General features: G+C 56.1%; 7 protein-coding genes and 7 pseudogenes. 4 read left to right on the top strand and 10 right to left on the bottom strand.

What is annotated here, in order from left to right; genetic code table 11:
• Both ACTBDU_RS05195 and ACTBDU_RS05190 read left to right on the top strand, forming a co-directional pair.
• Positions 1 to 459 (top strand): annotated as a pseudogene (locus ACTBDU_RS05195) (IS3 family transposase); the annotation flags it as partial.
• A gap of 36 nt (positions 460 to 495) precedes the next feature.
• Positions 496 to 834 carry a YejG family protein gene (locus ACTBDU_RS05190; protein ID WP_438805759.1) on the top strand — a complete coding sequence of 113 codons (339 nt, stop codon included), beginning with the start codon at positions 496 to 498 and terminating at the stop codon, positions 832 to 834.
• Positions 835 to 956: 122 nt separating this feature from the next.
• On the opposite strand, the gene ACTBDU_RS05185 is transcribed toward ACTBDU_RS05190, so the two are convergent.
• The 6 genes and pseudogenes from ACTBDU_RS05185 to ACTBDU_RS05160 all read right to left on the bottom strand — a co-directional run bounded on the left by ACTBDU_RS05185 (position 957) and on the right by ACTBDU_RS05160 (position 6490).
• Entirely contained in the window at positions 957 to 1907 is a 951-nt protein-coding gene (locus tag ACTBDU_RS05185) for an ATP-binding cassette domain-containing protein (protein ID WP_438805758.1), read from the bottom strand.
• A 10-nt stretch (positions 1908 to 1917) separates the two neighbouring features.
• On the bottom strand, positions 1918 to 2148 hold the full coding sequence (locus ACTBDU_RS05180) for an ATP-binding cassette domain-containing protein (protein ID WP_438805762.1): 231 nt from the start codon (positions 2146 to 2148) through the stop codon (positions 1918 to 1920).
• Positions 2149 to 2158: 10 nt separating this feature from the next.
• Positions 2159 to 2560 carry an ATP-binding cassette domain-containing protein gene (locus ACTBDU_RS05175; RefSeq protein ID WP_438805757.1) on the bottom strand — a complete coding sequence of 134 codons (402 nt, stop codon included), beginning with the start codon at positions 2558 to 2560 and terminating at the stop codon, positions 2159 to 2161.
• 19 nt (positions 2561 to 2579) lie between these two features.
• Positions 2580 to 3574: pseudogene (locus tag ACTBDU_RS05170) on the bottom strand (ABC transporter permease).
• Positions 3571 to 4669: pseudogene (gene yejB / locus ACTBDU_RS05165) on the bottom strand (microcin C ABC transporter permease YejB). The pseudogenes ACTBDU_RS05170 and yejB overlap by 4 nt, the downstream one beginning before the upstream one ends.
• Positions 4670 to 4683: 14 nt before the next feature.
• A pseudogene (locus ACTBDU_RS05160) lies at positions 4684 to 6490 on the bottom strand (extracellular solute-binding protein).
• Positions 6491 to 6636: 146 nt separating this feature from the next.
• Here ACTBDU_RS05160 and ACTBDU_RS05155 point away from each other — a divergent pair.
• Positions 6637 to 6927, top strand: a complete 291-nt coding sequence (locus tag ACTBDU_RS05155) for a hypothetical protein (protein WP_438805756.1) — start codon at positions 6637 to 6639, stop codon at positions 6925 to 6927.
• Between the two features lie 277 nt (positions 6928 to 7204).
• Complete coding sequence (locus ACTBDU_RS05150; RefSeq protein ID WP_438805755.1) at positions 7205 to 7486, top strand: hypothetical protein; 282 nt, start codon at positions 7205 to 7207, stop codon at positions 7484 to 7486.
• A 574-nt stretch (positions 7487 to 8060) separates the two neighbouring features.
• Here the strand turns inward: ACTBDU_RS05150 and mepS are convergent.
• From mepS to ACTBDU_RS05130, 4 genes and pseudogenes are all read right to left on the bottom strand, one after another.
• The gene (gene mepS / locus ACTBDU_RS05145; RefSeq protein WP_438805754.1) at positions 8061 to 8630 is read right to left on the bottom strand and encodes a bifunctional murein DD-endopeptidase/murein LD-carboxypeptidase; all 570 of its coding nucleotides are present in this window, start codon (positions 8628 to 8630) and stop codon (positions 8061 to 8063) included.
• A gap of 410 nt (positions 8631 to 9040) precedes the next feature.
• Positions 9041 to 9768 (bottom strand): annotated as a pseudogene (locus ACTBDU_RS05140) (phosphatase PAP2 family protein).
• Between the two features lie 32 nt (positions 9769 to 9800).
• Positions 9801 to 10783: pseudogene (locus ACTBDU_RS05135) on the bottom strand (CobW family GTP-binding protein).
• A 37-nt stretch (positions 10784 to 10820) separates the two neighbouring features.
• A pseudogene (locus tag ACTBDU_RS05130) lies at positions 10821 to 11870 on the bottom strand (hypothetical protein).
• Between the last annotated feature and the right edge of the window lie 56 nt (positions 11871 to 11926).

Raw genomic sequence — 11926 nt, 5'->3', positions numbered from 1 at the left:
GCATACCTTGCGGTTGTTCTTGATCTGTTCGCGAGGAAACCGGTGAGCTGGGCTATGTCGTTCTCCCCGGGCAGTAGACTGACCATCAAAGCACTGGAAATGGCATGGGAAACGCGTGGTAAACCAGGCGGAGTGATGTTCCACAGCGATCAGGGTAGTCACTATACGAGCAGGTAGTTCCGACAGTTGCTATGGCGTTACCGGATTAAACAAAGCATGAGTCGGTGTGGTAACTGTTGGGATAACAGTCCGATGGAGCGGTTCTTCCGCAGCCTGAAGACAGAATGGGTGCCGACAAAGGGTTACAACAGCTTCAGCGAAGTAGCTCATAAAATTACCGACTATATCGTGGGATATTACAGCGCACTCAGGCCGCATAAATATAACGGTGGGTTGCCACTAAACAAATCAGAAAATAGATACTGGAAAAACCCTAACGCGGTGGCCAGTTTTAGTTGACCACTACGGTTATGGCGCTTCTAGGGAGAGGCAGTGATGAATTTACACTTATCCGTGGTACACCGGTTACCGCATCAATACCGCTGCCTGCAAGGCTATACCGGGGTCAAGGTAGAATCGGTTATTGAAGCCCGCCATGACGATAATGTCTTGATCGGGTTGACGCTGCTGAGTCACGGCGATGATACCGCCTGGCAGGTGATGCGTGAGCTCGCCCGCACCTTGGCAGAAATGGACGTCAGCTGCTCGATCGTGGAGTGCGACGGCAAGCCCTGCCTGTTTTTACACCGTGAAGATGAATGCGCCGGTTTGTGCCGCATCAAGAATATAGGCGTGGCGGTCGCTGAACCCGCCGGCGCACCGCACATCGCCTAAGATTATCTCTCTAGCCCGTCAACGGCCGTGCGCGGCCGCCTGTTGCTTCCCGCCACGCTTGTGCGCACGGGGGGCTGCTTTCCTCGCCATACCGCGCCAGTGAATCCTGCTTTCGCTTCCCGCTAACGCTCCGGGGCGAATTGACGTCCCGCCGTCATCAATTCCCGCGTATATGGCGTTTGCGGCGTGCGGAACACGGCCTCGGCGCTGCCTTGTTCTACGACCTGTCCCTGGCGCAGCACCACCACCTGATGGCACATTGCTCGTATCACCTGTAAATCATGACTAATAAAGATATAGGTCAAGCGATGTTTTTGTTGCAGCTCTTGCAGTAACGACAGGATCTGGGCCTGTACCGATCGATCCAGAGAGGATGTTGGCTCATCGAGGATCACCAACTCGGGCTGCAAAATCAACGCGCGAGCGATGGCGATAAGCTGGCGCTGTCCGCCGGAAAATTCCCCTGGATAGCGATAGCGATGGCGACTGGCGGCATCCAGTTTGACCTCCTCCAGCGCGGCAACCACCCGCTGCTCCACCGCGTGCGCACTGAGCTTCTGGTGCGCCTGCAGACTTTCTGCGACAATTTCCGCCATGGATAAGCGTGGATTCAACGCCGAAGTAGGGATCTTGAAACACGACCTGGATGCGCCGGCGCAGCGGCAGCATTTGCCAGCGGTCAAACTGATGCAGGGGCATAGCTCAAACCAGATTTCGCCCTCGCTGGCGATGAGCCGCTGCAGCGCCAGCGCGGTGGTGCTTTTCCCGGAGCCGGATTCCCCCACCAAACCCAGACTTTCGCCGCGGCGCAGCGTAAAGTCAAGACCGCTCAGAGCAGTTTTTGGCGCCTGACGCCGTGTGAATATCCGCCCGGCGCCGCCATAGCTGACGCCCAGATTGGTTAGCCGCAGCAGGGGGCGGCATCCTGCGCTATCGCCGGGGGGGCTGGCCGGACGGTTCGGTGGCCAGTAATCGCTGCGTGTATAGGGATGCGCCGGCGCGCTGAACAGGGTTTGGCAAGTATTGGTTTCCACGCAGCGCCCGTTTTGCATCACCGCCACCCGATCCGCCATTTGGCGAACACTATTCAGTGTCGTGGGTAATAAACAGCAGCGCCATGTCCAATTCCAGGCGCAGATCCGCTAGCAATTGCAGGATCTGCGCCTGGACCGTCACATCGAGGGCGGTCGTCGGTTCATCTGCTATCAACAGTTTTGGCCGCGTTAACAACGCCATCGCGATTATGACCCACTGACGTTCGCCGCCGGACAACTGATGCGGATAGTCCTGCAAGTGGCTGGCGGGGTGATGAATGCCGACCCGCTCAAGGCTCGCTAGCGCCTCGGCGCGGGCGGCTTTCCCCCCATACCGCGATGCAGCAGCAGAACTTCGCTGAGTTGCTTCTCCAGTGTGTGCAGCGGGTTAAGCGACGACACATCGGCTCTTGGAAAATCATCGCGATATCATTGCCGCGAATACGCTTCAAGGCCGCCTCATCGGCGTCAAGCAAACTTTGTCCGTTAAACCGGATTTCCCCACCCGGGTACTCAACCGGCGGCGCGGGCAGCAGGCGCAGGACCGACAACCCAGTGGCGCTGTTGCCGGAGCCCGATTCGCCCACCAGCGCCAGCGTTTCGCCTGCGTGCAGCGTGAGCAACACATCATCGACGACCCGGTGCACCGACGTCCCCTGGCGGAACGCCACTCTCAAGTGATTGATAGCCAATAACGGCGTGCGGTTTATATTAATACGCCTTTCTCGGATCGAAAGCGTCGCGCACCGCTTCGCCGATAAAAATTAATAACGACAGCACCAGCGCCAGTGTGATAAATGCGGTAATACCAAGCCAAGGCGCCTGCAAATTGTTTTTGCCTTCCAAGAGCAGATTTCCCAGCGAGGGAGAGCTGAGCGGCGGGCCGAAGCCGAGGAAGTCCAACGAGGTAAGCGTGGTTATCGAGCCGCACAATATAAACGGCAGAAAGGTTAGCGTTGCGACGATGGCGTTAGGTAGCATATGGCGCAGCATAATGTGCCGATCGCTGACGCCCATTGCCTGCGCGGCGCAGATATAGTCGAAATTGCGGGTGCGCAGAAACTCCGCCCGCACGACGCCGACCAGGCTCATCCAACCAAAGAGGACGATAATGCCCAGCAGCCACCAGAAATTAGGCGGCACTACGCTTGAAAGTAAAATGATCAGAAACAGCGTCGGCATACCGGACCAGACCTCAACAAAGCGCTGGCCCCACAAATCCAGACGCCCGCCGTAATAACCCTGAGTGGCGCCGACCAACGATGCCGATAAGGCTCGACAAAAACGTTAACGCCAGCCCGAACAGCATCGACAGCCGGAAGCCATACAGGAGATTGGCCAGGACATCGCGGCCGTTGCTGTTGGTACCGAGCCAATTCCCCGCCTCGGGCGGGGCCGAGAACGGCGAGGCTGAGGCGTAATTAATGGTGCGATAGTTGAAAAGCACTAGCGCCCACAGCGCCCAACCTTGCTCCTCAAGCCGCTGCATTACAGCGGGCCGCCAAAGGCAGCCTCGCTGTAATCATGCAATAACGCAGATAGAACTGACCCTGATACCGCTCCAGCAGCGCTCTGTCGTTGGCGATAAGCTCTGAACACAAACTGAACGCGAACAGCAACATAAACAACCACAGCGACCAATAGGCGCGGCTATTGTGGCAAAAGCGCGCCCAGCGCGCCTGCTTCACCGGAGACAACGATTTCAATGGCGCTTCCCGAAATCAATTCTGGGATCGACCAGAGTATAGGTAATATCGCTAATGATATTCAACAGCAGACCGATGAGCGTGAAGATGTACAGCATACCGAACATGACGGAGTAATCGCGCGACAGCGTGGCGTCATAGCCCAGCAGCCCCAGGCCGTTAAGGGAAGACATCACTTCAATGAGCAACGAACCGGTAAAAAACATGCTGATAAAGGTGGCGGGAAAACCCGCGATAACTAGCAGCATGGCGTTGCGAAAAACATGGCGATAAAGGATGGCGCCTTCCTTGAGTCCCTTGGCGCGTGCGGTGATAACATACTGTTTGCGGATCTCGTCGAGAAACGCGTTTTTGGTGAGCATGGTTAAGATGGCAAAAGCGCCAATCACCATCACCAGTACCGGCAGGGTAAAGTGCCAGAAATAATCGGCTATCTTGCCATACCAGGGCAGGGCGTCGAAATCACCGGACACCAGACCGCGTAGCGGGAACCAGTCCAGATAGCTGCCGCCGGCGAACAGCACGATAAGCAGGACGGCGAATAAAAACGCCGGAATAGCCTAGCCGATGATGATGAGCAAGCTCCTCCAGGTATCGAAGGTGCTGCCGTTGCGTACCGCCTTTTTGATGCCGAGCGGAATCGACACCAGATAGATAATCAGCGTACTCCATACCCCCAGGGAGACCGAAACCGGCAGGCTGTCTTTGATAAGCTGCCTCACCGAGGCGCCGCGAAACAAACTGTCGCCGAAGTCAAAGCGGACATATTGCCATAACAACGTGAAGTAACGTCCGTGCAGCGGCTTATCGAAACCGTAGCGGCGGGTTATTTCGGCAATCACCTCCAGATTCAGCCCCCGCGCGCCGCGATATTGATTATTCCCCAGTTGGCCACCGTGCAGGGTCTGATTGCGCGACAGGGGATTGCTGCCGTGGCTGCCGCCGAAGCCGGCCGTTTGTCCCAGCTCAATGGCGGCTATCGCCTGATCCACCGGCCCGCCGGGCGCAATTTGCACGATAAAGAAGTTGAGAGTGATAAATGGCCCACAGCGTGGGGATAATTAACAGCAGGCGTTTTAGTAAATAAGACGTCAAGCGACCTCTCCTCGTCAGCGCCGCTGGGCGGGCAGCTGCGCCGCCTTATTGACATCATACCACCAGCCGTCGAAACCCAGATCATGCGCGGGGCGCTGGGCGGGCATGGCGAATTTGTCCCAGTAGGCCAGGCAGATCTGATGCGAATACCACAGCAGGATCATAAAATAATTCCAGGTTAACACGCGGTCCAAAGCCCTTCCTAGTGGCAGTAACGCCGCTTTATCACCCTGATGGCGCACGATTTGGTTAATCAACAAGTCGATCGCGGGGTTTTTTACCCCGGGATGGTTATAGCTGGACTCCACATACACCGAACCCCAAATGATTTGCAGATCGCTACTGGGAAAGGCGTACGCGCCGTAGGTGGAGGAGATCATATCGAAATCCCGTTTACAGGCGGTTAATAAATTGGGCGCTGTCCACTTCGCATACCGTCATGGTGATGGCGAGGCGGGACAGGCTGTGTTGAAAAGGCAATATGTATTAATTATTGCCGCCGCTCATCACCAACAATTCAAAGCTGAACGGTTTGCCCTGGGCGTCGACCAGGCGCTGGTTGGGCAGCGTCCAGCCGGCTTGTTTTAGCAACGCCAGCGCCTTGAGTAGGTTGCGGCGGTCGTAGCCGCTACCGTCGGACACCGGCGGCTGGTAAATCGCGCTAAAGACCTCCGGCGGCACCTGTTTTTTCAGCGGCGCCAGTAGCGTCAGCTCGGCGGCATCCGGATAAGCGCGCGCGGCATAGTCGGTGTTCATAAAGTAACTGTTAACGCGCTGATAGCCATTATAAAACAGCGCCTTGCTCATCCATTCAAAATCGAACGCCCGCGACAGCGCCTCGCGGACGCGACGGTCGGCAAACAGCGGCCGCTGAATGTTAAAGCTCAGCCAAGGTGTCCCCACCGGCGCGTTGTTGGCCACTTCGCGATGAGGGATAAAACCGCGGTCGAAGTTACCGCCGCGGTACTGGGTCGCCCATTTTTTGAGTGAGCCTTTAATTCGCAGATTGAAAGCCTCGGCTTTGAAAGCTTCCATAGCGACATTATCATCGAGATAATAATTATAGCGCAGGGTATCAAAGTTGTAGCGCCCGACATTAACCGGCAGCGGGGCCGCCGCCCAATAATCTTTCACCCGGCTATACGTCACGGATTGGCCCGCGCGCCAGGCGGTGATGCGATAGGGGCCCCTGGTGGGAGGGGGGAAAGTGAGGGGATCGCTCAGTTTATGCTGCGACCAAAAGTTCTCCGGAAGTATCGGCAGCGTGAGAAGCCCTAATAACGCATCTTTGTTTGGCTCGGGGAATTCGTAGCGGACCGTTAGCCGCGAGATAGCCTTCACCTTCACCCCTTTATAGAACACCCGGAACTGGGGGACGCCCTCGGTCATGAACTTATTGAAAGTGAACGCGACGTCGGCGGCGGTAACCGGTTGATGATTATGGTAGCGGGCCCGTGAATTGAGCGTGATTTCCGCCCAGGCATAATTGGCGGGATGACGGGCCGTTTCGGCGACGAGCGGATAATAGCTGCCCACTTCGTCATCGGAGGTGACATACAGGCTGTAATAAAGCTGTTCCGTACGCGCCGCCGGCATCCCGCGCGAGGCGTAACGGTTGAAATTGTCGAAGGTACCGATGGCGGCCATGGTCATGCCGCCACCCTTGGGCGCAGCCGGATTAACATAGTCAAAATGGGTGAAGTCAGGCGGGTAGCGCCGTTCGCCTAACAGCGCGAAAGCATAGCCGTCATGCAAGGGTTCGCCTCGGGCGCACGGGAAAATAACGTTGAAAAATAGCGCCCGCCAAAAACGTGGAAACATCAGCTTATGCTTCTGCATCGTTATGCATCGCCGGCGGGAATGGACAGATTAATTAGCGATGCTATTGAGGACTATAATGGTTTTTTACCATAATTGTTCAAACAATCAATGATGTTCCCCGCCTGAGACGGGATAGCAGGAGAAGGATGATGCGCAAAGCCATCGCCACTGTGGCGTTATCGGGCACGCTGCCGGAAAGACTGGAGGCCATTGCCCGTGCGGGCTTTGCAGCCGTCGAGATTTTTGCCGACGATTTACAGACTTTCCCCGGAAGCGCGAGGGACATCCGCCGCTTGACGGAGGCCTTGGATCTGGACGTGGTGGTGGTGCAACCTCTGCGTGATTACGTCGACGCACCGCGTCAACGTAAACGAAAACGCGCAACGAATGCTGGAGCAGATGAACCAGCTCGGCTGTCGGCTGTTACTGGCCTGTAGCGGGACCGATGCGGCAACGTCGCCCGAACCGCAGGCGCAGATAGAAGATCTTGGGTGTCTGGCTGATCTGGCGCAGCAACATGATTACGCAGTGGCCTTAGAAGCGCTGGCCTGTGGGGCACGTATGTCAATCGTCTAAGTCAGGCGTGGGACCGCGTACGCGCCGTCAATCACCCGCATCTGGGTATCATGCTGGACAGTTTTCACGTCCTGGCGTAGGGGGAGGGGGCACAGGAGATAATGGCCATCCCGGCCGACAAAGCTTTACTTTATACAAATGGCGGATGCGGCCGCCCGTCCTTATCCGGCTATGCCGGTAGATAAATGGAGCCGCCATCATCGCTGTTTTTCCGGCAGAGGTACATTGGCGGTGACGGAGATTGCCGCCGCCGCGCAGCAAGCGGGATACCAAGGCGTCTGGTCGCTGGAGATTTTTAACGATCGCTACCGGCAATCGGCGCCTGCTGCCGTGGCCGCTGAGAGCTTTACGTCCCTGCAGTGGCTGGAGCGGCATCTGCCGCCACGGGGTCAGGCCGGCACCGCCGTCTGTGGGGGTTGACAGGCAAAACTGTTTTTTTTGGGGCTATTCCGATTGAAATCGGTACCATCGCCTGTCCCGAGAGATGAACCTGCCTTGAGCTGCTTACGGTTACGGGTCGCTTGATAGTCCTGCCACGCACTGCGGCGCGCACCGCCGCTATAGACTCCGGAACTCCCCTTAACGTGTCCGTCGGCGCGCCTGTTCGGCATGGTAATTATTCTGGTTCGATGGAATAACGCGGCATTTTTGTCAGCCTGCCGCGGCAAAAATCAGGCGAATTATCCTGTTGCCTGTGGCCGATAATGTTGCCATAGCGGCGAATAACTTGCTGCTTTAATCACGGTATGTGCTGGTCTAATGATAGATGTTTGGCAATAATGATAAAACAATTAAATCACAGGCTGGCGCTCATGCGAATGAGAAAAGTAATAATTAATTAACAGTCAGTAATTAATTTGTAAGTTTTTGTTTAAGTAATTTACGCAGCTATTAATTATTGCAGTGTTAATGAACAATAAAAAAAGCCGCTTGCGGCGGCTTTTTCGATCTCTCATTGGGCAATGCGGACGTTCAATTAATAACCAATTTAACTTTATACTTCGTTGGGCAACACCCGCCGGGCTTCACGGTAGCGGGATTTCCAGTAGCTTTCATTCAGATTGGAAATCATCACGCCACTGCTGGTAGAAGCATGAACAAATTGATTGTTACCCAGATAAATGCCTACATGGCGGCCCGTTGAGCCGGCGCAAAACAGCACCAGGTCGCCCGGACGCAGCTTAGTGCGTTGAATTCTAAAGCCTATTTCCCATTGATCCAGCGTAGAGCGCGGCAGGTCAAGGCCAAATTGCTCACGGAATGTCATTTGTACGAAGCCGGAGCAATCAATTCCGTGCTTGGTACTGCCGCCGAGGCGGTAACGCACGCCTTTCCAGTCGGCGTATTGATCCATAATTTTGGATTTAATATCCGCATTACGAACCATTTCTTCAAATTCGTCCTGAGAGGCTTGCAGTAAAAAATGATTTGAATCGTTTACTGCACGCATGTCAGCGGTTTGTTTCGGGCTATGAGAAGTACTGCAGGCGGAGAGCATGGCAGCAACCGCCACTGCGGGGATGAGCCGCGGAACATATCTCAAGATAGGCTGAGATTTGACCATTATTCGTGTTATCCCTTGAAGTCTTTAGAGGCAATGTTGTTATAAAATGCCAAACCAATTAGGGTTGAGCGGGTATCCTAATTGAACAGATTTCGTTCATCAAGTGTATGGTATTACTCACACAATCGCTTTAAGGATAAGAAAATTAACGGACCGGACGTCGAGCGAATTCGGGGTTACCGTAATAAATAAAGGAAAGCGAGGTTTTTTAAACGTAAACTTATAACATTTAATGATGTAATTATTTGTCAATCGGCACAGATGATTTTTGCGCAAATAATCAGCTGTGGTAACGAAATCGGCGCCGGTACAGGCCAAAAGCGCCTAATTGGGCATCGAGATAAGGGCAGGGATGGAGTACACCGCTTTCCTGGCGTGTCACGCCGGGAAAGCGGAGGATAGTATTTTCTTTATCCGTGCGGCTGCTGACGCCGGTTAAACAACATCGCGCGCGGCAGGTGGCGCTCAAACCAACTCACCAGCGCATCGTGACCGCCGCCGGGCAACCACAGCCCCAAACCCACCAGAACGATGGACAATGAGCCGACGGCGACGTCGGTAAACCAGTGGCGCTTATCAGGATCCGCAGCGTCGAGAAGAACAGGAGAATCAACACGGCCTGCAGGAAAGCCCGGCGGCCAAAATAGTGCAGCATAAAGGCGGCGAAAATCATCAACAGCATGCCGTGATCGCCCGGGAAGCTGTCGCTTGAGAACTCTTTGGTGGGAATATGGGTCAACTCGGCAATGCTGACGACGCCGGGCGTTGCTTTAAAATAGCGCGACGGGCTGACACGCGACACCGGCACCAGATGGCCAAGCTGGTTAAGCACCAGGGTGGTGATGATAAGGGCCAGGCCGATCGCCAGCATGCGGTGACGGCCGGCGGCATCGGTGCGCAGGAAGTAGCGCAGGTACAGGGCCCTCATCGCCAGCAAGGAGCCGAGATCAAAGATGCGGTTGTTGGTAACAGCCAGAAAATCGGTAAACTGCGGATGGCGTACCGACTGATAATTAATCACGTGGTAGATGCGGCTGTCGAGCGTGAACCAGATACCATGATGTGCGGGCAGGTACCATGAAATGAACAACGCCACGCCGAGTAAGCTCAGCATCGCCATGGTGGGGAGGCGAGACATGGAAAACCCTTAAGATGAAAGATTAAAAACGTTTAAATATAAGTGAGATAATTTAAATAAAAATTCAACAATTTGCTCTGAAAGTGATTCCAGTCTGCGGCCTGCGGGTGGATAAGCTCTATTCGGCTATCCGCCGGTGACTGAGGCAGCGTTTCCGTGTGCAGGTAATGCCCCTGGCGGTTTATCCGTAAGGTGCCTTCGCGAATCCACAGCACCCCTTTAATGCGTTCTACCGGCGCCAGACGCACCCGTTCCAGCAGTCCCAGCGTATCAAATCGCGTTGCGTCATCAAATATCCAGCCGCAGGCATGATAGCCTTGCCCCTGATTCAGCGCGCGGCGCCAGCCTTGATTGTCCGGCAGGCGGAGCGCGGCCAGGCCGGAGGGGGGGCCGCGGCATGCTGATGCTGATACCCGGCGCCGGGGGCCTGCGGTCGCAGATTTGCCCGCGGGCGATCCAACAGCGCTAGCGGCAGCTGCCCATGGCTGACAGTGAAGAGCTCGCGGCCGTCTGCGCTGGCGCGCCACCATGCCGCCAATGACTGCCGGTCAGTGTCAGCGTAGGTTTCCTGTTTGTTGGCAATGACGATATCGGCCGCGGCCAACTGATCGCAGAAATTTTCGTTGTCGCGATAACGTGGTTGGCTAAGCTGCCGCGCGTCAAGCAGGCACAGCGTCGCCCGCAGTTGTAGCCAGGTGCGATAGGTATCGGAGGCGAGCAGCGCAAGGATTTGCGCGGGATGACCCAGGTTGGTAGGCTCTATCGATAATTTATCGGGCCGGTTCCGCGTTAGCAAAGTGTTGAGGCCGATTTGCAGCGGCAAACCATTAACGCAGCACATGCAGCCGCCGGGGATCTCTTTTGGCAGCGCGCTGCTATCGGTGAGCAGGGCGCCGTCGACCCCGATTTCGCCGAATTCGTTCAGCAGGATAGCCCACTTCTCATCGGCGGGTTTCTGACTGAGAAAATGGCGTAAGGTGGTCGTTTTTCTACTACAGAGAAAACTGGTTACCAGAGTGGTTTAAGTCGGCATGGCGGTTCCGCTTTAGTCGTTAATTAATTCGGCTACCGTTGCCAAGCGCACCGTGCTGCATCGGCGATCGATAGGCCTCGGTGACCGCGGCGACGGACGCCGGGTTTTCCGGCAGATCCTGACCGAAAACGTTGCAAAGGGCAGGCCATGCCCGCACGCGCGCCGGTTCCTCTTCATACCGGGCGGCAATCTCCGAAAGCGTGCCGTGTAGCGGATAACGATAGGTTGTCCCCGCTCGTCAATGCCGCCGGCGTAACGCATTCAGCCCGCGACCGCCAGCGTCAGCAGCGGCGCAGGGCGGCCCTGTCGTAAATGCCAGCGCAGCGGATCGAGGATACGCTCCGGCAGTTTTTGCGTACTGTCCGTCGCGATTTGCTAGGTGCGATGTATCAGCGCGGGGTTAGCGAAACGCGCCAGCAATTGTCGGGCGTAGTCCCCCCCGGTGTCCACTCCCTCAATGGACTGCAGGGAGGGAGCTTGTTCGTCAAGCATCAGCTTCTCGACCGCGGCGCGCAGTGTGGCGTCGTTCATGCAGTCGCTGATATGAGCGTAACCGGCCAGATGATGGCCCAGCCAGACGAGGAACGAATGGCTGCCATTGAGCATCCGCAGCTTCATTTCTTCAAACGGCGCCAAACCGCGTTGATGGCGCAGATTAAGCGCTTCCGCCAGAATGCTGGGCACCGTGGCCGGCGTGTGCGACGCCGCCAAATCGGCCACTATGCCCGAATGGGTGGGATCGAGTTGGCCGCTGCCCGGTTCGATGCAGTAGCCTTTTTCGGTGATGGTCAGCGATACGATGGCGGCCTGCGGCTCGGCAGGCTTAGCCAGCAGCGCATCAATACCCTGTTCGGCGGCGACGATCAGCGAGTCGCCTACGGCGCCTATCACCCGCGCATACTCTCCAGTCGCCGCCGTGATGATTGAGCACCCGGTCGGTTATGACGCCCTGGTGGGCGCGGTGGAACGCACCAAAACCAATATGCATAATACGGCTGACAAGGCAACGGTGATCGTAACCCGGCTGCTGCACGTGTTCCGGTAGCGGCCGTGAGGCGAGGGTTGGCATGGTTTGTCCTCTATCAAGGGGAGTCTGCGCCCGGTGACGGCGTGACCGAGGCGAAA

The organism is Sodalis sp. (in: enterobacteria) (genome assembly GCF_051710625.1).
Lineage (GTDB): Bacteria > Pseudomonadota > Gammaproteobacteria > Enterobacterales > Enterobacteriaceae > JBPESN01.
The sequence above is the reverse complement of the archived record's forward strand: the minus strand, read 5'-3'. Positions and strand labels throughout refer to the sequence as shown.

Excerpts from the sequence above, each read along its gene's own strand:
- ACTBDU_RS05190 (WP_438805759.1), top strand. The coding sequence starts at position 496 with ATGAATTTACACTTATCCGTGGTACACCGGTTACCGCATCAATACCGC.
- ACTBDU_RS05185 (WP_438805758.1), bottom strand. The coding sequence starts at position 1,907 with ATGGCGGATCGGGTGGCGGTGATGCAAAACGGGCGCTGCGTGGAAACC.
- ACTBDU_RS05155 (WP_438805756.1), top strand. The coding sequence starts at position 6,637 with ATGATGCGCAAAGCCATCGCCACTGTGGCGTTATCGGGCACGCTGCCG.
- ACTBDU_RS05150 (WP_438805755.1), top strand. The coding sequence starts at position 7,205 with ATGGCGGATGCGGCCGCCCGTCCTTATCCGGCTATGCCGGTAGATAAA.
- mepS (WP_438805754.1), bottom strand. The coding sequence starts at position 8,630 with ATGGTCAAATCTCAGCCTATCTTGAGATATGTTCCGCGGCTCATCCCC.